The organism is Pseudidiomarina gelatinasegens, assembly GCF_004025325.1.
Classification (GTDB): domain Bacteria; phylum Pseudomonadota; class Gammaproteobacteria; order Enterobacterales; family Alteromonadaceae; genus Pseudidiomarina; species Pseudidiomarina gelatinasegens.
The window spans coordinates 14,393-35,042 of record NZ_RSFE01000004.1 but is presented as its reverse complement, the minus strand read 5'-3'; the positions used below and the strand labels follow the sequence as shown (position 1 = coordinate 35,042).

Here is a 20,650-nt window from a genome sequence, read left to right as displayed (position 1 = left end):
GCCGAGTGATTGCTACAACAGGAAATTAGATTCACATGTTAGGTAGTTTATTCCGCAAGGTATTTGGTAGCCGCAACGATCGCATTCTTAAAGGTTTACAAAAAAAGGTTCAGCAAATTAATGCGCTTGAACCTGAATTTGAAGCACTTAGCGACGAAGAACTCAAACAAAAAACCGTTGAATTTAAGCAGCGTGTCGAGCAAGGCCAAAAGTTAGACGACCTACTTGTCGAAGCCTTTGCCACCGTGCGCGAAGCATCGAAGCGGGTGTTTAAAATGCGCCACTTCGACGTGCAGTTGGTGGGCGGTATGATTTTGAACGACAACCGCATTGCCGAAATGCGTACCGGTGAAGGTAAAACCCTTACCGCCACCTTGTCAGCCTACCTGAATGCACTTTCTGGTAAAGGCGTTCATATTGTTACCGTAAACGACTATTTGGCGCGCCGCGATGCCGAAACCAACCGTCCTTTGTTTGAATTCCTAGGCCTTAGTGTTGCTTTCAATATTCCAGGTATGAACCCGCAGGCGAAGCGTGAAGCTTATGCAGCCGACATTACCTACGGCACCAACAACGAATTTGGCTTCGACTATCTGCGCGACAACATGGCGTTCAGCCCACAAGAGCGCGTGCAGCGTGAATTGAACTATGCAATTGTCGATGAGGTGGATTCCATCTTGATTGACGAAGCGCGTACCCCGTTGATCATCTCAGGTGCCGCCGAAGACAGCTCAGAAATGTACATGAAAATGAATGACATTGTACCGTTGCTAGAGCGTCAGGAAAAAGAAGACACCGAAGAAGAGCGCGGTGTGGGTGACTTCACCATTGATGAAAAGTCTAAGCAAGTACACATGACCGAACACGGTCAAGAGCACGTGGAAGAAATTCTAAAAGAACGTGGCATGTTGGCCGAAGACGACTCTTTGTTCTCTGCGGCAAATATTACCCTGCTGCACCACGTCAACGCAGCGTTACGTGCGCATCACTTGTTCCAAAAAGACGTCGACTACATTGTCAAAGACGACCAAATCATCATTGTTGATGAACACACCGGTCGTACCATGGAAGGGCGTCGTTGGTCAGAAGGCTTGCACCAAGCCATTGAAGCCAAAGAAGGCGTTAAAATTCAAAACGAAAACCAAACCTTGGCATCAATTACCTTCCAGAACTTCTTCCGCTTGTACACCAAGCTGGCAGGTATGACAGGTACTGCCGATACGGAAGCGTTCGAGTTCCAGTCTATTTATGGCTTGGAAACAGTGGTGATTCCAACCAACCGGCCGATGATTCGTGATGACCGTGCAGACTTGATCTTTATTACTGCTGAAGAAAAATATGACGCCATTGTGGCCGATATTGAAGAATGCCGTGCTGCCAAACGCCCAGCGTTGGTGGGTACCATTTCAATTGAAACCTCAGAGCTGCTGTCGAAGTTACTGAAGAAGAAAAAGATTCCGCACAAAGTACTGAACGCAAAATTTCACGCCAGTGAAGCTGAAATTGTTGCGCAAGCGGGTATGCCAGGTGCAATCACTATCGCCACCAACATGGCTGGCCGCGGTACCGACATTGTATTGGGCGGCAACTTACAAACTGAAATTGCTGAGCTGAAAGACCCGAGCCCAGAAAAAATTGAAGAAGTGAAAGCCGAGTGGCAGAAACGTCACGACGCGGTCATAGAAGCTGGTGGCTTGCATATTATTGGTACCGAGCGTCATGAATCACGCCGTATCGATAACCAGTTACGTGGTCGTTCAGGCCGTCAGGGTGACCCAGGTTCGTCACGCTTCTACTTATCGCTTGAAGATGCCTTGATGCGCATGTTTGCATCGGAGCGCATGGCGACCATGATGAAGCGTCTTGGCATGAAGCCAGGTGAAGCTATTGAGCATCCGTGGGTCAGCCGCGCTATCGAAAACGCGCAACGCAAAGTTGAAGGCCGCAACTTCGATATCCGTAAACAATTGCTTGAATACGATGATGTTGCCAATGACCAGCGTAAAGTGGTGTACGAGCAACGCAACGAACTGCTCGACGAAGGCGATATTTCAGAAACCATCGAAGTGATTCGCGCCGATGTGATTGATCGCGTGATCAGCGAATACATTCCGCCGCAGTCATTGCTGGAAATGTGGGATCTCGACGGATTAGAAGAGCGCTTGCGTGCCGACTTCGCCCTACCGTTGCCAATTAAGCAATGGTTAGATGAAGACGACAAATTGCACGAAGAAGTATTGCGTGAGCGAATTCTTGATGAGCTGGTTAAAGCCTACCGCGACAAAGAACAGATGGTTGGCGAGCAAGTAATTCGTCAGTTCGAGAAAACCATCATGCTGCAAAGCCTTGATATGCATTGGAAAGAGCATCTTGCGGCGATGGATCATCTGCGTCAAGGTATCCACTTGCGTGGTTATGCGCAGAAGAACCCGAAACAAGAATATAAGCGTGAAGCTTTTGAACTCTTTGCCGAAATGCTTGAAGCATTGAAGCTAGAAGTGGTGACCATTCTAAGCAAAGTGCGCGTGCGTGCAGAAGAAGACGTAGAAGCGGTTGAAGCTAAACGTCGTGCTGCAGAAGCGTCACAGCAAAAGGAATATCAGCACGAAGGTGCGCCAACCAGTGGTACCAGCGAAGCTCCGGCACAAGCCAGTTCAGCCAAGCAAGTTGGCCGCAATGACCCATGCCCATGTGGTTCAGGTAAGAAATTTAAACAGTGCCATGGCAAAATCTAAACGCGTACATGTTGCCGTTGGTGTCATTCAAAACACCAACGGTGATGTGTTCATTAGCCGTCGTCACGCTCATTTGCATCAGGGCAATAAGTGGGAGTTTCCCGGCGGCAAAGTCGAAGCCGACGAAGATGTTTACAGTGCATTGTGCCGTGAGTTGCATGAAGAATGTAATATCACGGTGGATGCCGCCTCACCGTTAACTGCTATTCAATTCGATTACCCCGATAAACAGGTGCTTCTGGACGTGTGGATGGTGACTGCGTTTCGTGGTGCTGTGCAGCAAAAAGAAGGGCAGGAGTGGGCTTGGGTGCCTGTGCATCAGCTTGAGGCGTACCCATTTCCAGCAGCCAACGAAGCCATTATTGAGCGGTTGTTAACGTTATAGCGCGGCTAGAGCGTTAAGGGCAGAGCGCGAGTTCAAATTCCACGTTCTGATCGTACGAGGCTTTTCCGTTCACCGGTTCATAGCGCAAAAAGCGAATACTAAAGCGTTGTTTATGCCCAGAAATAACCGGGTAGGCGGGCAAGTCTGCCGCCACACGAATACGCAGCAAACTCAACGGTTCGGTGCTTTCTTGCAATAATCCATTGGGAGCACTCGCGGTTTGAAAGCGGGCTTGGCCACGCATCAGCTCCAATTCCAGCAGCAAACCATTTACCAGCACGTCAAGTTCAGACCACCAACGGTTCGTGTCTGCATCGCGCACTTCCTGCGGTTGGTGCAGCCAAAAATGCAGCTGTGGCACGTCAAAATTGCAGGTGCCACCGGGCATCGCGAACCGCTGACGAATTGCACTAAGTAAGCGGTCTTGCTTAAGGTTACTGCCCACGCGACTCATTGGCTGAATAGCCTGCAGCGCATCACCAACCCGCTGCATGGTTTCTTGCAGTTGTTGTTGATTCACATCCGGGTGTTCAGCCCAAATTTTCAACTGGGCTTTGCGCCGTTCTAAATCTTTTTGTACATCGGTGCGCACGTCGCTGCGCTCGCACAAATCGAGCACGGAAAATAATGCGCTAAAATATCGGGTGAAATTCTGCTGGCTAACAGGGGTGTTGGGTTGCAGAGCATGTACAATATGCTCCAGGCGCAAATAAGTGCGCACCCGCTCAAGTAGCGGGTACTCGTATTCAATAGTCGCCGTATTATTATTGTTATTCATGGTCTCTATCATAGCTGCTTACAGCGAACTTTCAATCACTTGGCGTATTGGTATCTGCTAAACGCAGGTAAATTTCGTGCAATTTCTCAACTTGGTTAACAAGAAGGCTTCGGTCGCCATCATTGTGGATAACATTGTCGGCAGCATCCAAGCGTTGTTGGCGTGTTGCTTGAGCCTCAATAATAGCCTGCACCTGCGCTTTGGAAACATCATCGCGCATAAGCGTTCGTTCAATTTGTGTGGCTTCACTGACATCAACAACCAGCACCCGATCACAAAGTGAAGTTAACCGATTTTCCACCAGCAATGGCGCCGAGAGAATCACGTAGGGCGACGTGGCAGCTTCGAGTTCGCGCAGCAACTGCTCGCGAATAAGCGGGTGAGTGAGGTCATTCAGCCATTGCTTGTCTTCGGGGTGATTAAAAATGCGTTCGCGTAGCCACGCCCGATTTAAGCTGCCGTTATCATGCAACGCTTCGGTGCCGAAGCGCTGTTCGACAGCCGCTAAAGCGGGGCTGCCAGTATCCATAATATGGCGGGCAATCACGTCGGCGTCGACAATGGTAATTCCGTGCGCTTTAAACAAGTCGGTGACGGTGGTTTTGCCGCTACCAATGCCGCCGGTAACACCCACCACAAACATTAGCCATGAACCCAATTAAGGTAGCCGCGAAGTAGTTGCTCACCCCACAACATGGCAATAACACCACCGCAAATTAGAAACGGACCAAAAGGTATGGGTTGGCCTTGCTTGTTACGGTTGATTTGCTGCCAAACAATACCGATAACTGCGCCGCTTGCCGCAGCTGCGATAATCGTCACCGGCAATAACTGGTAGCCGTGCCAAGCGCCAAAGGCCGCTAGCAGCTTAAAATCGCCGTAGCCCATACCTTCCTTCCCTGTTACCAGTTTAAACGCCCAGTAGACGCTCCAGAGAGCCAGATAGCCGGCTATGGCACCAATCACCGCATCTTGAAGCGGAATATGCCCGCTGTAAACCGCAAAGCCTAAGCCAGTCCAAAGCATCAGGTAGGTCATTTGATCCGGCAGCAGCATGTGGTCGGCATCAATAAAGAACATGCTAATTAGCAAACACGCCAAAAATAAGTACACAAAGGTGGTGAAGGTGAACCCAAGGTTCCACACAATCAGCGCAAAGACGATTCCCGTGAGCAGTTCAATCAGCGGGTAACGTGCAGAAATATGCGTGCCACAACTGCGGCATTTGGCGCGCAACAACAACCAACTGATAACCGGAATGTTGTCGTACCATTTGATGGGTGACTTACACTTAGGGCAATGCGAATTCGGTTTGGCAAGGTTAAAGGGTTCGTGTTGCTCCGACGGGGTTACACCGGTTACTTCGGCGCACTCACGTTGCCATTGGCGTTGCATCATGACCGGGAAACGGCCAATCACCACATTTAAAAAACTGCCAACCACTAAGCCTAAAAGTAACCCGAACACCGTAACCCACCAGGTATGCGCTGGATAATCAAAGATAATATCCACGTTAGCTGACCACCTTACCGAGTGAAAAGATAGGCAAGTACATGGCGACAATCAAACCACCTACCAGCACCCCGATAACAACCATGATCATTGGTTCGAGCAGAGCGGTCAGGTTATCGACTAAGTCGTCAACTTCACGTTCGTAAATATCGGCAACTTTCGCAAGCATGTCGTCCAATGAACCGGATTCTTCGCCGATAAAAACCATCTGTTCGGCTAGGGTCGGGAACAAATCCTGCGATTGCATGGCCGTATTCATTTGCATGCCCGAAGTTACTTCATCGCGGATGCGGAAAATCGCGTCGCGATAGACAGCATTGCCAGAAGCACCGGCGGCTGAATCAAGTGCGCTAATCAGCGGCACACCAGCGGCAAAAGTGGTCGACAACGTACGGGCAAAACGGGCTACCGCAGCCTTATTCAAAATCTCTTTGATAACCGGAATTTTTAAGGAGTATTTATCCACCTTGTCGCGCAATGCTTGGCTTTTACTATAGGCCCGTTTGAACAACCAAGCAGCGACGATAAATCCAGCGATAACGTATAAAAAGTAGGCTTGGACGATTTCCGATAAGGTCACCACAAATTGGGTCATGGCGGGCAGTTCAGCACCGAAGTCTTTAAACACCGCCTCAAACTGTGGTACCACGAATACCAGCAAAATAATTGTTACGGCAATTGCGACCACGATAACAGAGGCTGGATAAACCAAAGCTTTCTTGATTTTCGCCTTCAATTGTTCGGACTTTTCCCGGTACGTGGCGACACGATCAAAGATGGTTTCGAGTGAACCGGACTGCTCGCCGGAATCAACTAAATCACAATACAAACTATCAAATACGTCTGGGTGTTTGCGCAAAGCACCAGCTAACGGTGAGCCTGCAGCGACATCGTTGGCAATCGTGAGCATGAGGTTACGAACTTTGACTTTCTCAACACCTTTCGCCACCATTTCCAATGACTGCAATAGCGGCACACCAGCAGCAAGCATGGTGGCAATTTGGCGAGTAAATAAAGCAATATCAGCACCAACAATCTTTTTATCGCCCAGTAACGGCTTACCCTTTTTCTTCACGCTTTTCGGCATTACGCCTTGGGCGCGCAGCTTGGTACGCACCATGCGGTCGCTATCGGCGCGCAGTACGCCTTTAACTTTCTGTCCGCGCCTGTTGATACCAGTCCAGGCAAACTCGGTGATTTCTTTCATGGTCTGAGGTTTTTTTGCCATTACTGCACCTACTTATTCTGATTATTATTTTGTTTATTCTTCTGGTAAGTCGAATTAGAAGTTGGTCACGCGGTTCGCTTCAATCAAGCTAATGGTGCCCTTGGCAACCTTAAGTAATGCCGACTCGCGCAAAGAATTAATACCATCTTTGCGTGCTTGTTTGGCAATATCCAACGACGATGAACCGGTCATTATAAGGTCTGCGATGTTGGGTGTAATCGGCATTACCTCGTATACACCTGTACGACCTTTATAACCGTTCGTGCACTGATCGCAACCTACTGCTTTATAAACAGTGGCAGTTTTTATCTGTTCTTCACTAAAACCCTGGCGCAGCATCTCTTCTTTTGGCAGTTTTTCTTCTTCCTTGCAATGGCCGCAGAGGCGTCGCGCCAGTCGCTGCGCAATAATCAGTGTCACTGAGCCCGCAATATTATACGCCGGCACGCCCATGTTCATGAGACGAGTCAGTGTTTCAGCGGCTGAGTTTGTGTGCAACGTAGATAGCACCAAGTGACCCGTTTGCGCCGCTTTAATCGCAATTTCTGCTGTTTCTAAGTCACGTACCTCACCCACCATGACCACGTCAGGGTCTTGCCGCAAAAACGAGCGCAGCGCATCGGCAAAACCCAAACCGGCTTTGACGTTAATCTGAACCTGGTTAATCCCCATTAAGTTAATTTCTACAGGGTCTTCGGCGGTAGAAATATTGCGTTCGGGGGTATTAAGAATATTGAGGCCTGTATACAGTGATACGGTTTTACCTGAACCCGTTGGGCCGGTAACCAGAATCATGCCCTGCGGCTTTTCTAGTGCTTCTTCATAAAGCTTTTGCTGATCAGGTTCATAACCGAGTGATTCGATACCGATCATGGCAGCTGCGGCATCAAGTATCCGCAATACAATTTTCTCGCCGTACAAAGTCGGCAATGAGCTAACCCGGAAATCTATGGCTTTATGTTTGGAAAGTTTAAGTTTTATACGTCCATCTTGGGGCAGTCGGCGCTCGGCAATATCAAGCTGCGACATAACTTTTAACCGCGCTGCGATGCGGCCTGCTAGCTGCACAGGTGGTTTGGCAATTTCATGCAACACGCCATCGATACGAAAGCGCACCCGATATTCCTGCTCATAGGGTTCGAAGTGCAAATCCGAGGCACCGCGTTTAATGGCATCCAACAACATCTTGTTGATGTAAATAACAATGGGCGCGTCATTTTTTACGTCTGCTGATACCGCACCGGTGTCATCCTGGCGCTCATCCGTGGCATCGATATCGCGAAGTTCTTGTTCATCTTCGGCTGTAACACCCAGCGCCGAAGAGTCGTTTTCCAGCACCGTATCAATCAGTTTTTGCAGTTTGCTTTCTTCAACGAGCACCGCTTCCGTTTGCATACGTGTACGGAACTGGAATTCATCGAGCGTTTCAATCCGAGTTGGATCAGAAACAGCCACATAAAGTACATTGCCGCGCAGGTAGAGCGGAATCGCGTGGTTCTTACGAATTAAACGTTCGTTGATGAATTCTTGAGGTATGTAATCGGCGTTAAAAGCGTCGAGATCAAGCCAGGGCGCGTTGGACTCGAGGTAACAAAAGTTGGCAAGTTCGCTTGGCGAAATAAGCTTTTGCTCAATTAAGCAGGCACTAAAAGGAAGCTTATTTTCCCAAGCATACTCACTGCAACGGGTGAGCTTATCTTCAGGAATGAGTTTGTCACGCAGCAGCAAAGCCGCGAGGGAGTGGTGCAGCATGGTTTCTACCTAAGAATACGCATAATCAGAGGCCTCAAACACAATTCATGTTTGAGGCCTCATACAAGTTCAGTCAACGAATCAACAATAGACTACGTTAATTAAGCTGCAGGAGCCTGAGTAGCAGCTGAACAACCATCAACTCGAGAGCCTTTGCTAAAATCTGAGCATCCGATAGTCCATGTTAGAACACCACCACCCGTTGAAGCAGTAGGTTGGATGCTTACCTGGATTGGGTTTCCATCAACATCAACTGCTTTTAAAGTGGCCGTTATCAGACCACCTTGAACATCTGCAGATGTTACACCGTTGACATTGTCAGCGTCGGTGATTGCTGGTGGAATTGGCGTCGGCGTACCTGGTACTGTTGAAGATGTACCGTCAGCGTTTGTCACTGTAGTATCACCAGTCGTTGCATTACAGTTCGTTAACGCACCGTAAGTCTGATAGCACATAGCTACAGTAGTTTTGTAGTTAGCCAATGCAGCTAAACCAGTAGAAGCTTTAGCACGTTGGGTGTAGTCGCTGTACATTGGAATTGCTACAGCTGCCAAGATACCAATGATCGCAACAACGATCATCAATTCGATTAAGGTAAAACCTTTTTGTACTTGCGCTTTCATGAAATATCTCCCGAAAGTAATTTCGAACTTATTAGTTGTTGTTGTGTCTGTCTAAGTAGCATCCAGATGCACATCAGCACTTGGATGGTCACAAAAAACAACCACAACAAGTCATCTGCATCAGCCGAAAGAACAAGTGGTTTTTGCTTTATCGACATAACATCGGAAAGCTACTTCATCCACCAGACTTTAGCCTGCAGCCCCGCTATCCGCTAATTTGGTTGGCTATAAAGCCGCCCATACCAGTTGGACCGGAGGTTTTGCGTCACTACCTCTCAGTAGCTTTGCCTTTTAAAGCATGCCTGGCACCTAAGAACCACCATTCCTGTCTTTTCATTCGACAGTGGGGGCTTTTAGTTGCGCATTGCCTCTAAAACATAGCAGATCAATTTAATTCGTCAATAGTTAAAGTTTTTGAAATCTTAAAGAAAGGTCAACAGCCTGTATGTTTTTTGTTAAAGCTCCGGATGAAATGTAATCCACGCCAGTTAATGCTAACTCAGTCAAGCGCTTATCAGTAATGTTGCCGGACACTTCTAGGCGTGTAGAGCCAGCACGTTGCTCTACTGCCGTGTAAATATCATGTAAAGGGAAGTTATCGAGCATAATTATGTCTGCCCCAGCGCGCAGAGCATCATTATATTCGTCTAAATTCTCGACTTCTACTTCGACGGGCTTACCTGGATTTAGTTCGCGAGCTTTACCAATTGCTTGCGCTATACCGCCACATGCCATGATGTGGTTTTCCTTAATAAGGTAGGCATCGTACAGCCCAATACGGTGGTTAAAGCCGCCGCCACATACTACGGCGTACTTTAATGCTGTACGCAACCCAGGAACGGTTTTGCGGGTATCCAGCAACCGCGTTTCGCTACCTTCTAAATGCCGAACATAATGTGCAGTGGTGGTTGCGACGGCCGATAACGTCTGCAGAAAATTAAGTGCAGTGCGCTCGCCGGTTAGAATGATACGGGCGGGCCCCTCCAGTTCACAGAGTACCGAGTCGGCATCAACCACATCGCCATCGGCCACCAACCAGTTTACTGTAACGGTACTGCCCAGCTGCTTAAACACTTCGTTCACCCAATCAACGCCGCACACCACGGCATCGTCACGGGTAATAATAGTGGCACGTGCTTGTTCGGTGGCAGGTATCAGTTGCGCGGTAATGTCTAAATCAGCAGAGAGTCCGTTTAAGTCTTCTTGCAGGGCGCGCTGCACCATTTGTTCGCGGTCTGCTGCCAATAAAGTAGGGTCTACTCGAGTGTCCATGCATGTGCCTTTTGTGTACGGTGATCATTACTCAATGTGGCATATTGTAGGGCTGTGGGACGTTTCTCACAAGAAAGTTGCTAATTATTAATCCGTTGCCAATAGTTGCCTTGCTTCAGTGAGATACAATTCGAACAACTTATAATGCGTGCTATTAAGTATCTGCGTGACATTTACACGTGACTTATTCAGTTTATCCGCTAAATCTTGATGGGTTATCGGCATAAATCTCAGGTAATAGCTGAGTACCTGAGCTTGGGTGGACGTTAACTGCGAAAGCAACGTATCAGCAAACTTGGTTGTTAATCTTAACCGGTCATCTGTGCTGGGGCTTCCGGTTAGAACCATAAGCCGGTCTTTCTTTAAAGACGCCAGTGCTTGGTTCGATAAGTCTTCGGTTAACCCAACCCCAATTCGTACATCCCATTCATCGTGCTGTTGCTTTGATTTAAGAAATAACCGTAACAGCATGGCAATATCAAGCGCATGACTTGCTTGCGCCGTTTGAATAACAAAGTGTTTGCCGCGAAACACATCATAGGAAAATGGGACATAGTCATGAAGTAACCGCAGCCCTAGTTCAATGTGCGCACTTAAGTGCCGACTGCTTTGGGAGCTATTCTTTGGAAAATCGACGACTTCGCCGGTCAACACTGCGCTTCTGGACGTCATGGCGGATGCTCCCTCGATTGCTATTAGTAATTAAATATAATTACATAAATAAAAGTAATCAAATTTAATTACAGTAAAATCAATCTAATCGGTACGTTACTTTGCCTTGAATTTACATCTGATTTAGAAAAAGCCTATAAAATTACTGAAGATAAAACTATGGTGTTAGCTGTTGCTCAGCACCGCATTGGTTAGCTGTGGTTAGTTAACGAGACACAACGAGGCACAAGAAGTCACACACATGACAACACCGAACATCAACAACGGCTGGCTACCACAGGCTCAGCACCGCGAATCGCCCCACGCCGACGAACGCCCCGACGCGAACGACATCAGCGTGTTGGTGGTGCATGGCATTAGTCTGCCTGCTGGCGAATTCGGCGGGCCGTATATCGACGACTTGTTTATGGGAACATTGGATACCAGCGCGCATCCAGACTTCGCTGTGCTTGAGGGGCTGCGTGTTTCCGCGCATTGCTTAATTCGCCGCGACGGTGAGTTGATTCAATATGTGCCGTTTCATCGTCGTGCATGGCATGCTGGTCGCTCGCACTATTGCGGCCGCCGCCGCTGTAACGACTTCACAATTGGAATAGAGCTTGAGGGAACAGACCACCAGCCCTACACTAATGAACAGTACCAGCGCCTCGCTGAAGTGGCCCGACAACTCATCGAATACTACCCGGGCTTAACGCGGCGTCGTATAGTAGGGCACGAACACATTGCGCCAGTGCGCAAAACCGACCCAGGCCCAGCATTTGACTGGCAGCGGTTCCACCAATTGCTCAGTAAGAAGGTATAAGCATGTATTTGTTGGTAATATTGCTTGCATATTCGTTAGAACGAACGCTAGAAATTACCCGTAACTTGCATTGGCGTCGTATTATTTTACGCTGGCAACATTGGCAGGTGCGCGGCGCGCAACTGGAGGCTTGGCGTCAGCACGATTTAGGCCAAGTACTCTGGGCAATTATCCCCGCGCTGTTTATCGGCTTTGTGCTGGCGCTGCTAAACAATGTGTTGCTGACCTTCTTGGTGAGTGCCGCCGGTATACTGGCCGCCATTCAAGCACCGGCTGCGCGTGCAGCTTACAAGCGTTACTTGCAGGCCGAATCTGAAGAGGACGGCGCTGAACAAGCACGCCAGCTGAAATTATTGCAGCAGGCATCAGGGCGTAAAGAGGCTGCACCCGTTGAACACCTATTGCTATGGATTCATCTGCGGCACTATTTCGCAGTGATGATCTACTTCGTGCTGTTGGGCGTTACCGGTGCATTGGTCTACGCCACGCTGCGTGACATGCGCCACAATAAAAGCCCGCGCTGGCAAACCGTGCATCAAATTATCAACTGGTTACCAACCCGCCTGATGACTTTGGGCTTTCTTCTGGTTGGTAACTTCTCCAAAGCGCTGCCGGTGTGGTTAAGCTCCATTGGCAACAAACCACAAAACAACTTTATCGCGTTGACCAAGGTGGGCGAACTCGCCGATGACTTGACTGCTCCGACCACTACCGCGCTGGTTAAACGTAACTTCTTGTTATACGTCGTTTTTGTTGCGTTACTAACCATTGGTGGCTGGGTTTAGTCGGAATCTATTTGGTTTTTACGAAACCCTGATCTACAATGTTGGTCTATTGGTATTACCAAAAGCAAAAGCGTTATTCGTTATTCGTACGTTCGCTACGCTCTCTATTCGTCCGTGCTTCGCACTGTTCGAACAGCAAAGCGCACGAACAGTGAAACGGACGAACAGCGCAGCGCACGAACAACGGTAGTCATATGACATTCAAACGCATTCAGCAGACTAAACTCTCAGATGTGATCATGGAACGTATTGAAGCCATGATTGTTGACGGCACGCTCGAAGCTGGGGCGCGGTTGCCGTCTGAGCGCGATCTTGCCGCACAGTTTTCAGTGTCCCGTCCGAGTTTGCGTGAAGCCATTCAGAAACTTGAAGCACGTGGTTTAGTTGAGCGACGTCAAGGTGGCGGCACTTATGTTTGCGATAACATGCAAGAGCGTGTTGCAGAGCCGCTACTAAACTTGTTAGCGCAGCATCCAGAATCCCAATTTGATTTACTCGAGTTTCGTCATGCCTTAGAGGGCATCTCGTCGTATTACGCTGCTTTGCGTGGCACCAGTGCCGATATCGAGGCGATAAAAGCTGCCTTCAATGCGCTACAATTAGACCCAGGTGCGGAGCTCGCCGCACAAGCGCAGGCGCTGACCGAGTTTAATTTGCGTATTACCGAAGCCTCGCACAATGTGATCCTGTTGCACTTGGTGCGCAGTATGTTGCCACTGTTGCAGAAAAATATTCTTCAAAACCTGCAGGACCTCGCGCACAAGCCGGGCGTTATGCAGCAATTACACGAACATCGGCAGCAAGTTGTGGCTGCCATTACCGCTGGCGAACCGGAGCAGGCTCGAGAAACCTGCCATCAGTTGCTAGCCTATATTGAACATGCGTTGCTCACCTCGAATCGTGAACAGTCACGAATTCAGCGGTCGCTACGCCGAACTCAGCAAGGGTAAGGACAGAAGTATGACTGACCATTTAAAAGACGACATCGACCCGCAAGAAACGCGCGAGTGGCTTGAAGCCCTCGAGGTCGTGTTGGAAGAAGACGGCGCCGAGCGCGGCCATTTCTTACTCGAATCACTCATTGAAAAGGCTCGCCGTAGCGGTGCATATCTGCCGTACAACGCAACGACAGCTTACCTGAACACCATCCCTGCTAGCCAAGAGCCAACCATGCCGGGCGACCGCTCAATTGAAGCGCGGGTGCGTGCTGCAATTCGTTGGAACGCATTGGCGATGGTTCTGCGTGGTTCAAAAAAGGACCTCGAATTAGGTGGCCACATTTCAAGTTTTGCTTCGTCAGCCATGCTGTACGATGTTGGTTTTAACCATTTCTTCCGCGCCCCGACTGATCAAGACGGTGGCGACTACCTGTATGTTCAAGGGCACGTTTCGCCGGGCATCTATGCGCGCGCATACCTAGAAGGGCGCATCAGCGAAGAGCAATTGAATAACTTCCGTCAAGAAGTTGACGGTAAAGGCGTGCCATCGTATCCGCACCCACATTTAATGCCTGACTTTTGGCAATTCCCAACTGTATCTATGGGCCTTGGCCCCATTCAGGCAATTTATCAGGCACGCTACCTGAAGTACTTAACCGACCGTGGCATTAAAGATTGTTCAAACCAGCGCGTTTATTGCTTCTTGGGCGACGGCGAAGTGGACGAGCCAGAAAGCTTGGGTGCTATTGGCTTGGCAACGCGCGAAGGCTTAGACAACCTAACCTTTATTGTAAACTGTAACCTGCAGCGTTTAGATGGCCCGGTACGTGGTAACGGCAAAATCATTCAAGAGCTGGAAGGTACATTCCGTGGCGCAGGCTGGGAAGTTATCAAGGTAATTTGGGGTCGCTACTGGGATCCATTGTTGTACCGTGATACCGAAGGCAAGCTTGCTGAAATTATGCAAAATAGCGTTGACGGTGAATACCAGAACTACAAAGCGAAGGGCGGTGCTTATACCCGCGAGCATTTCTTCGGCAAAACCGAAGAAACCAAGGCGATGGTTTCAAACCTGACCGACGAAGACATTTGGCGCTTAAACCGCGGTGGCCACGACCCAATGAAAGTATACGCTGCATACCACAAAGCCGTGAACACCAAAGGCCGCCCACAGGTTATCCTTGCTAAAACCGTTAAAGGTTATGGCATGGGCACCGCCGGTGAAGGTAAAAACATTGCACACCAAGTGAAGAAGATGGACATGGAGGCAATTAAACACTTCCGTGACCGCTTTAATATTCCGATTAAAGACAGCGAACTTGAAGACATTCCATTGTACAAGTTCCCAGACGACAGCGAAGAAATGAAGTACATGCGCGAGCGCCGTGAAGCGCTTGGTGGCTTCATGCCGAAACGTTTACCGAAAACCGACGTTGAGCTAGAGATTCCGTCATTAAAAGCATTTGAAGCTGTAACCAAAGGCTCAGGTGATCGTGAAATCTCCAGCACCATGGCGTTTGTACGTGTTCTTACGGCGCTGTTGAAAGACAAAAAGATTGGCCAACGTATTGTGCCAATCATTCCAGACGAAGCCCGTACCTTTGGTATGGAAGGTTTGTTCCGTCAAGTGGGTATTTACTCCAGCCAAGGCCAGAAGTACGAGCCACAAGACGCCGATCAAGTTGCCTACTACCGCGAAGATACCAAGGGCCAAGTACTACAAGAAGGTATCAATGAGCTCGGCGCCATGGCGTCATGGGTTGCAGCAGCCACCAGCTACTCAACCAACAATGAGCCGATGATTCCGTTCTACATCTACTACTCCATGTTTGGTTTCCAACGTGTGGGTGACTTAGTGTGGGCTGCCGGTGATAGCCAGGCACGCGGCTTCTTAGTCGGCGGTACTGCAGGGCGAACCACGCTCAACGGTGAAGGGTTACAACACCAGGACGGCAGTAGCCACATCTTGTTCAATACCGTGCCGAACTGTATTACTTACGACCCAACCTATGGCTACGAAGTGGCAGTTATCGTGCAAGACGGTTTACGCCGCATGTATGGTGAACAAGAGAATGTGTTCTATTACCTGACTGTTATGAACGAAAACTACAAACAGCCAGAAATGCCAGAAGGCGTTGAAGAAGGCATTGTTAAAGGCATTTACGAGTTTGAAACCGTGAAAGCCTCGGGTAAAGCGAAAGGCGAAGTACAGCTGGTTGGCTCTGGCACAATTTTGGAGCAGGTACGTGCTGCTGCGAAATTGCTGGCCGACGACTTTAGCATTACCGCAAAAGTTTACAGCGCGACGTCGTTTAATGAGTTGGCCCGCGACGGTTATGACGTTGAACGCCATAACATGCTGCACCCAGGTAAGAAGCAGAAAACCGCTTATGTAACCAAAGTGTTTGAAAAAGCCAAAGGCCCAACCATTGCGGCAACGGATTACATGAAGCAATACGCGGATCAAATCCGTGCATGGATGCCAACACCTTATCGTGTATTGGGTACGGATGGCTTCGGTCGTTCAGACAGCCGTGAAAACTTACGCCGTCATTTTGAAGTGAATCCACAGTACATTGTTGTTGCTGCTCTAACTGAGTTGGCGAAGGCGGGCGATATTGATGCCAAAGTCGTTGAAAAAGCGATCAAGGAATACGGCATCGATACCAACAAAATCAACCCACTGTACGCGTAAGCAACGGGAGCGGAGGCAAGCATGGCAGATTTAAAAGAAGTAAAAGCCCCCGATGTGGGCGGTGATGAAGTTGAAGTCATAGAAATTCTGGTGAGCAAAGGCGATAGCCTTGAAGCCGAAGACTCACTGATCACAGTTGAAAGCGACAAAGCATCGATGGACATCCCAGCACCGTTTGCCGGTGTTGTGGCTGAACTGAAGGTAAAAGTCGGCGACAAAATCAAAGAAGGCGACCTGCTGGCAATGTTCGAAGCGGCAGCTGAGTCGGGGTCTGACACCGCGCAAGCGGAGTCTGACTCCCAATCTAACAGCGGCGAAGCCGCTGACAAAGATGCTGACAAAGCCGACAGCGATGCTGACAAAGCCGACAGCGATGCTGACAAGAAAGGTGAGGGGTCAGGCACGGCTGACGCCAAGCCAGACCCCGATCACGGTAGTGGAGAGAGCGGGACGGAGCCGGCATCGACAAAGGTGATAGAGGTGACTGTTCCGGACATTGGCGAAGACGGTGAAGTTGATGTCATCGAAGTGCTGGTCAAAGAAGGCGATGAAATTAACGCAGAAGACGGCCTCATCACGCTTGAAACCGACAAAGCAACCATGGACGTGCCAAGTCCAGAAGCGGGTGTGGTTAAGTCTGTAGAAGTAAAAGTTGGCGACAAAGTGAAACAAGGCTCGCTCGTCATAAAACTCGAAACATCAGCTCAGGGGTCTGATACCGCGGAAGCGGTGTCTGACCCCCAATCTCACAGCGGCAAAGCCGCTGACAGCGATGCTGAGAAAGCCGCTGACAGCGATGCTGAGAAAGCCGCTGACAGCGACTCTGAAAAAACCGATCGCAAACCGCCGGTGCCCGATCACCCGCTAGACAAGAAATCGAAAGCCGAAGGATTGGCCTATGCGTCACCTGCAGTACGCCGTTTGGCGAACGAGTTCGGTGTTGATTTGAACAAAGTTAAAGGTTCGGGCCGTAAAGAACGTATCCTTAAAGAAGACGTGCAAGAATTCGTGAAATACGAACTGTCACGCCCGAAAGCGAATGCATCAAGCGGTGTTGCACAAGGTGAAGGCGGTCTGCAAGTCATTGCGCCACCGAAAGTTGATTTCAGCAAGTTTGGTGAAATTGAAGAAGTGCCATTAACACGCATTCAGAAAATTTCCGGACCAAACTTGCATCGCAACTGGGTAACCATCCCGCACGTGACGCAGTTTGATGAAGCTGATATCACTGAGCTGGAAGCATTCCGCAAGCAAGAAAATGAATTGCAGGCGAAGAAGAAAGATGGTGTGAAGATCACGCCATTGGTTTTCATCATGAAAGCTGTTGCTAAAGCAATGCGCGAGTACCCTGTGTTTAACTCGTCATTGGCGCCGGATGGCGAACACTTGATCATGAAAAAATACGTGCACATCGGTATCGCGGTGGACACGCCAAATGGTCTGGTTGTGCCGGTTATCCGCGATGTCGATAAAAAAGGCATCTATGAACTTTCTGATGAGCTGCTAGAAATTAGTGCGAAAGCACGTGACGGCAAACTCAAGGCTCAGGACATGCAAGGCGGTTGTTTCTCAATCTCAAGCCTAGGCGGTATCGGCGGAACGGCGTTTACGCCAATTGTGAACGCGCCAGATGTTGCCATCTTAGGCGTGTCGAAAAGCGAAATGAAACCGAAGTGGAATGGCAAAGACTTTGATCCACGCCTGATGTTGCCACTCAGCTTGAGCTATGATCACCGCGTTATTGACGGTGCCGTTGCAGCCCGCTTCAGTGTTTACTTAAGTGCGGTGCTTTCGGATATTCGTAAATTGGTTCTATAAATTAAACAAATTGTGCAGGGGCTGTTATAATCAGCCCCACGTTTTTACCGGATTCAGATGAGGTTGTTATGAGCAAAGAAGTGAAGGCACAAGTAGTCGTTCTTGGTGGCGGCCCAGGTGGTTACTCAGCAGCATTCCGTGCTGCAGACTTAGGTTTGGAAACCGTAATGGTTGAGCGCTATAGCACCTTAGGTGGTGTTTGCTTGAACGTTGGCTGTATCCCTTCAAAAGCCTTGTTGCACATTGCCAAGCACATTGAAGATGCGAAGCACATGGGCGCAGAAGGTGTTGAATTCGGCAAGCCAAAAATCGACCTCGATAAAATCCGTACGCACAAAGAAAAAGTTATTGGCCAATTGACCGGTGGCTTAGGCCAAATGTCGAAAATGCGCAAAGTAAAAGTTGTGAATGGCGTGGGCGAATTTGCTAGCGACAAACAACTGAAAGTTAAAGACGCAGACGGTAACGAAACGGTCATCAACTTCGAGCACGCGATTATCGCAGCTGGCTCACAGTCAATTAAATTGCCATTTGTACCGCATGACGACGAGCGCATCTGGGACTCTACCGATGCACTGGAACTGCCATTCGTACCAGGCCGTATGCTGATTTTAGGCGGCGGTATCATTGGTTTGGAAATGGGCTGTGTGTACAGCGCATTGGGCGCGAAAGTTGACGTGGTTGAAATGACTGAGCAACTGATTCCGCCGGCAGACAAAGACATCATTAAGTCGTTCACCAAGTCAATTTCTAAGAAATTCGACAACATTATGCTGAACACTAAAGCGGCGAAAGTTGAAGCCAAGAAAGACGGCATTCACGTGACTTTTGAAGGCGACAAAGCGCCTGAGAAACCGGTGAAGTATGACGCCGTATTGGTTGCTGTTGGTCGTGCACCAAACGGTGACAAAGTAGGTGCTGAAAACGCGGGCGTGAAAGTAACTGACCGTGGCTTTATTGAAGTAGACAACCAACTGCGCACCAACGTGAAGAACATCTTCGCAATCGGTGACTTAGTGGGTCAGCCAATGCTTGCACACAAAGCTGTACACGAAGGCCACGTTGCAGCCGAAGTTATTGCGGGCAAGAAACACTTCTTTGATCCGAAAGTTATTCCTTCAATTGCTTATACCGACCCTGAAGTTGCATGGGCAGGCTTGACTGAGAAAGAAGCGAAAGAACAAGGTGTTGAGTACGAAGCAGCAGTATTCCCATGGTCAGCTTCTGGCCGCGCTATTGCACAAGGCGCAACAGATGGTTTCACCAAATTGTTGTTTGATAAGAACAACCGCATCATTGGTGGCGCAATTGTTGGCTCTAATGCTGGTGAGCTATTGGGCGAAATCTGCTTGGCCATTGAAATGGGCTGTGATGCAGAAGACATCGCATTAACCATTCATGCGCACCCAACCTTGCATGAATCAGTTGGCCTTGCCGCTGAAGTCTTCGAAGGCTCAATTACTGACCTTCCGAACAAAAAAGCGAAAAAGTAACGATAAAAAGTAACCCGTGAGTAATCTCACGGGTTACTTTTTTTGCTCAGACATAAATTGATCGGCGGCTTTAGCCAAAAAATCGGACCGATCTTTAAATTCCTTATGAAACCCGACGTAAGCGTCAACTCGAGCTAAAAGAGGCTCGGACAGCGTAATATTAATCCTTTTCTGAACCCTTTTTAGGCGTTCAACATCAACCTCTAATGCTATCCAGTCGTCATATTCTGGGAACTCATCGCGATAGCTTTGAAAATCTCCATTTAAGCTAGTCAGCAAATGTCCGTCGGTAAGCACCTCCTCTGCCATCGTTAGAATAGCCTGCTTGGCATGATATAAAACTTTGTGTTCAGTATCGGATGCCGCGATACAGCCATAGCCCAACGTTTCAAAAACAGGAACGATCAACCCCCATGCTTCGGTGTCGGATTTTGGGCGTTCAATACCAACCATAAACATCATAATTAGTAATCCTTACTGATTTAATTAATGCCAGCCATACGTTTGATACTGTTCAGAGTTCCTCTTGGCAGATCGCGTTTGGGATGAGGAACTGAGAACTTTCTCTTTGTAATGGGGGAATACCAGATCTGATGGTCCCCCTTGCCATGACGAATAAATTCGCACTTATGGGTTCTTAATAGCTTTATGAGGTCGGATGATTTCATACTGATCCTTAGTATCAATAATACACACGCGTGTGTATAAGTCAACGCTATCCTGCGTTGATTCAATTCATCGAAACAATTTGAGACAAAAAATCGAGATGTTGCGATGCTTAGCATAGCATTTATGTTGTGAACAAAAGCGGCTTGGCTTATGGTAGAAAGGTTAACCGAAAATCCACTGTGAATAACGACGGAGGCATTTATGGCCAACGAAGGATACCACGAACCGTTCGAGCTATTGTCGGAAGAAACCCGCGATATGCACCGAGCTATTGTGTCACTAATGGAAGAATTGGAAGCCGTCGATTGGTATAACCAACGTATCGATGTGTGCAAAGATGACGAGTTAAGAAAAATTCTTATTCACAATCGTGATGAAGAAAAAGAACACGCCGCCATGACCCTAGAATGGATCCGGCGTCGCGACAAAGTTTTTGACGAAGAACTTAAAGAATACCTATTCACCGAAGAAGTAATAGGTCATTAAACAAACG

The 20,650-nt window shown here is 48.7% G+C and carries 19 protein-coding genes and 1 riboswitch; of the genes, 9 read left to right on the top strand and 10 right to left on the bottom strand.

Features of this window, described 5'->3' with window-relative positions:
• The first annotated feature begins 35 nt into the window (after positions 1-35).
• Both secA and mutT read left to right on the top strand, forming a co-directional pair.
• Positions 36-2,735 (top strand): preprotein translocase subunit SecA, encoded by a 2,700-nt coding sequence (secA, locus tag EGC76_RS06145; protein WP_128352132.1) that lies wholly within the window; start codon positions 36-38, stop codon positions 2,733-2,735.
• Positions 2,722-3,120: an 8-oxo-dGTP diphosphatase MutT gene (gene mutT / locus EGC76_RS06140; protein ID WP_128352131.1), complete on the top strand. Its 399-nt coding sequence runs from the start codon at positions 2,722-2,724 to the stop codon at positions 3,118-3,120. The genes secA and mutT overlap by 14 nt, the downstream gene beginning before the upstream one ends.
• Positions 3,121-3,133: 13 nt before the next feature.
• Here the strand turns inward: mutT and zapD are convergent, their stop codons facing one another.
• From zapD to EGC76_RS06100, 8 genes are all read right to left on the bottom strand, one after another.
• Entirely contained in the window at positions 3,134-3,898 is a 765-nt protein-coding gene (gene zapD, locus EGC76_RS06135; RefSeq protein ID WP_164876806.1) for a cell division protein ZapD, read from the bottom strand.
• A 31-nt stretch (positions 3,899-3,929) separates the two neighbouring features.
• On the bottom strand, positions 3,930-4,541 hold the full coding sequence (gene coaE, locus EGC76_RS06130) for a dephospho-CoA kinase (protein WP_128352354.1): 612 nt from the start codon (positions 4,539-4,541) through the stop codon (positions 3,930-3,932).
• Positions 4,541-5,410: a prepilin peptidase gene (locus tag EGC76_RS06125; protein ID WP_246013915.1), complete on the bottom strand. Its 870-nt coding sequence runs from the start codon at positions 5,408-5,410 to the stop codon at positions 4,541-4,543. The genes coaE and EGC76_RS06125 overlap by 1 nt, the downstream gene beginning before the upstream one ends.
• A 1-nt stretch (position 5,411) precedes the next feature.
• Positions 5,412-6,638, bottom strand: coding sequence for a type II secretion system F family protein (locus EGC76_RS06120; protein ID WP_128352129.1), 1,227 nt, complete (start codon positions 6,636-6,638; stop codon positions 5,412-5,414).
• A gap of 54 nt (positions 6,639-6,692) precedes the next feature.
• Entirely contained in the window at positions 6,693-8,390 is a 1,698-nt protein-coding gene (gene pilB, locus EGC76_RS06115; RefSeq protein WP_128352128.1) for a type IV-A pilus assembly ATPase PilB, read from the bottom strand.
• Between the two features lie 101 nt (positions 8,391-8,491).
• Entirely contained in the window at positions 8,492-9,013 is a 522-nt protein-coding gene (locus EGC76_RS12045) for a pilin (RefSeq protein WP_128352127.1), read from the bottom strand.
• Between the two features lie 192 nt (positions 9,014-9,205).
• A riboswitch (cyclic di-GMP riboswitch) is annotated at positions 9,206-9,312 on the bottom strand.
• A 106-nt stretch (positions 9,313-9,418) separates the two neighbouring features.
• The gene (nadC, locus tag EGC76_RS06105) at positions 9,419-10,285 is read right to left on the bottom strand and encodes a carboxylating nicotinate-nucleotide diphosphorylase (protein ID WP_128352126.1); all 867 of its coding nucleotides are present in this window, start codon (positions 10,283-10,285) and stop codon (positions 9,419-9,421) included.
• Positions 10,286-10,372: 87 nt separating this feature from the next.
• Positions 10,373-10,957 carry a sigma factor-like helix-turn-helix DNA-binding protein gene (locus tag EGC76_RS06100; RefSeq protein ID WP_128352125.1) on the bottom strand — a complete coding sequence of 195 codons (585 nt, stop codon included), beginning with the start codon at positions 10,955-10,957 and terminating at the stop codon, positions 10,373-10,375.
• Positions 10,958-11,198: 241 nt separating this feature from the next.
• Here EGC76_RS06100 and ampD point away from each other — a divergent pair, with 241 nt between their 5' ends.
• The 6 genes from ampD to lpdA all read left to right on the top strand — a co-directional run bounded on the left by ampD (position 11,199) and on the right by lpdA (position 19,488).
• On the top strand, positions 11,199-11,759 hold the full coding sequence (gene ampD, locus EGC76_RS06095; RefSeq protein WP_128352124.1) for a 1,6-anhydro-N-acetylmuramyl-L-alanine amidase AmpD: 561 nt from the start codon (positions 11,199-11,201) through the stop codon (positions 11,757-11,759).
• A 2-nt stretch (positions 11,760-11,761) separates the two neighbouring features.
• Positions 11,762-12,544 (top strand): regulatory signaling modulator protein AmpE, encoded by a 783-nt coding sequence (gene ampE / locus EGC76_RS06090; RefSeq protein ID WP_128352123.1) that lies wholly within the window; start codon positions 11,762-11,764, stop codon positions 12,542-12,544.
• A 194-nt stretch (positions 12,545-12,738) separates the two neighbouring features.
• Positions 12,739-13,494: a pyruvate dehydrogenase complex transcriptional repressor PdhR gene (gene pdhR / locus EGC76_RS06085; protein WP_128352122.1), complete on the top strand. Its 756-nt coding sequence runs from the start codon at positions 12,739-12,741 to the stop codon at positions 13,492-13,494.
• Positions 13,495-13,504: 10 nt separating this feature from the next.
• The gene (aceE, locus tag EGC76_RS06080; protein ID WP_128352121.1) at positions 13,505-16,177 is read left to right on the top strand and encodes a pyruvate dehydrogenase (acetyl-transferring), homodimeric type; all 2,673 of its coding nucleotides are present in this window, start codon (positions 13,505-13,507) and stop codon (positions 16,175-16,177) included.
• Positions 16,178-16,198: 21 nt separating this feature from the next.
• Positions 16,199-17,995 carry a dihydrolipoyllysine-residue acetyltransferase gene (gene aceF, locus EGC76_RS06075; protein ID WP_128352120.1) on the top strand — a complete coding sequence of 599 codons (1,797 nt, stop codon included), beginning with the start codon at positions 16,199-16,201 and terminating at the stop codon, positions 17,993-17,995.
• 68 nt (positions 17,996-18,063) lie between these two features.
• Positions 18,064-19,488, top strand: coding sequence for a dihydrolipoyl dehydrogenase (gene lpdA / locus EGC76_RS06070; protein ID WP_128352119.1), 1,425 nt, complete (start codon positions 18,064-18,066; stop codon positions 19,486-19,488).
• Between the two features lie 33 nt (positions 19,489-19,521).
• On the opposite strand, the gene EGC76_RS06065 is transcribed toward lpdA, so the two are convergent.
• Both EGC76_RS06065 and EGC76_RS06060 read right to left on the bottom strand, forming a co-directional pair.
• Positions 19,522-19,950 carry a type II toxin-antitoxin system HicB family antitoxin gene (locus EGC76_RS06065; protein ID WP_128352118.1) on the bottom strand — a complete coding sequence of 143 codons (429 nt, stop codon included), beginning with the start codon at positions 19,948-19,950 and terminating at the stop codon, positions 19,522-19,524.
• 20 nt (positions 19,951-19,970) lie between these two features.
• Complete coding sequence (locus EGC76_RS06060) at positions 19,971-20,156, bottom strand: type II toxin-antitoxin system HicA family toxin (RefSeq protein WP_128352117.1); 186 nt, start codon at positions 20,154-20,156, stop codon at positions 19,971-19,973.
• Between the two features lie 202 nt (positions 20,157-20,358).
• On the opposite strand from EGC76_RS06060, the gene EGC76_RS06055 reads away from it, so the two are divergent.
• A complete protein-coding gene (locus EGC76_RS06055; RefSeq protein WP_128352116.1) occupies positions 20,359-20,643 on the top strand; it encodes an encapsulin-associated ferritin-like protein in 285 nt (94 codons plus the stop codon).
• Positions 20,644-20,650: the final 7 nt, after the last annotated feature.

What these genes read in the sequence shown, in the direction of transcription:
- coaE (WP_128352354.1), bottom strand. Translation starts at nt 4,541, where the DNA reads ATGTTTGTGGTGGGTGTTACCGGCGGCATTGGTAGCGGCAAAACCACC.
- ampE (WP_128352123.1), top strand. Translation starts at nt 11,762, where the DNA reads ATGTATTTGTTGGTAATATTGCTTGCATATTCGTTAGAACGAACGCTA.
- aceE (WP_128352121.1), top strand. Translation starts at nt 13,505, where the DNA reads ATGACTGACCATTTAAAAGACGACATCGACCCGCAAGAAACGCGCGAG.
- EGC76_RS12045 (WP_128352127.1), bottom strand. Translation starts at nt 9,013, where the DNA reads ATGAAAGCGCAAGTACAAAAAGGTTTTACCTTAATCGAATTGATGATC.
- mutT (WP_128352131.1), top strand. Translation starts at nt 2,722, where the DNA reads ATGGCAAAATCTAAACGCGTACATGTTGCCGTTGGTGTCATTCAAAAC.
- nadC (WP_128352126.1), bottom strand. Translation starts at nt 10,285, where the DNA reads ATGGACACTCGAGTAGACCCTACTTTATTGGCAGCAGACCGCGAACAA.
- aceF (WP_128352120.1), top strand. Translation starts at nt 16,199, where the DNA reads ATGGCAGATTTAAAAGAAGTAAAAGCCCCCGATGTGGGCGGTGATGAA.
- lpdA (WP_128352119.1), top strand. Translation starts at nt 18,064, where the DNA reads ATGAGCAAAGAAGTGAAGGCACAAGTAGTCGTTCTTGGTGGCGGCCCA.
- ampD (WP_128352124.1), top strand. Translation starts at nt 11,199, where the DNA reads ATGACAACACCGAACATCAACAACGGCTGGCTACCACAGGCTCAGCAC.
- zapD (WP_164876806.1), bottom strand. Translation starts at nt 3,898, where the DNA reads ATGAATAACAATAATAATACGGCGACTATTGAATACGAGTACCCGCTA.
- EGC76_RS06055 (WP_128352116.1), top strand. Translation starts at nt 20,359, where the DNA reads ATGGCCAACGAAGGATACCACGAACCGTTCGAGCTATTGTCGGAAGAA.
- EGC76_RS06065 (WP_128352118.1), bottom strand. Translation starts at nt 19,950, where the DNA reads ATGATGTTTATGGTTGGTATTGAACGCCCAAAATCCGACACCGAAGCA.
- EGC76_RS06120 (WP_128352129.1), bottom strand. Translation starts at nt 6,638, where the DNA reads ATGGCAAAAAAACCTCAGACCATGAAAGAAATCACCGAGTTTGCCTGG.
- pdhR (WP_128352122.1), top strand. Translation starts at nt 12,739, where the DNA reads ATGACATTCAAACGCATTCAGCAGACTAAACTCTCAGATGTGATCATG.
- EGC76_RS06060 (WP_128352117.1), bottom strand. Translation starts at nt 20,156, where the DNA reads ATGAAATCATCCGACCTCATAAAGCTATTAAGAACCCATAAGTGCGAA.
- pilB (WP_128352128.1), bottom strand. Translation starts at nt 8,390, where the DNA reads ATGCTGCACCACTCCCTCGCGGCTTTGCTGCTGCGTGACAAACTCATT.
- EGC76_RS06100 (WP_128352125.1), bottom strand. Translation starts at nt 10,957, where the DNA reads ATGACGTCCAGAAGCGCAGTGTTGACCGGCGAAGTCGTCGATTTTCCA.
- secA (WP_128352132.1), top strand. Translation starts at nt 36, where the DNA reads ATGTTAGGTAGTTTATTCCGCAAGGTATTTGGTAGCCGCAACGATCGC.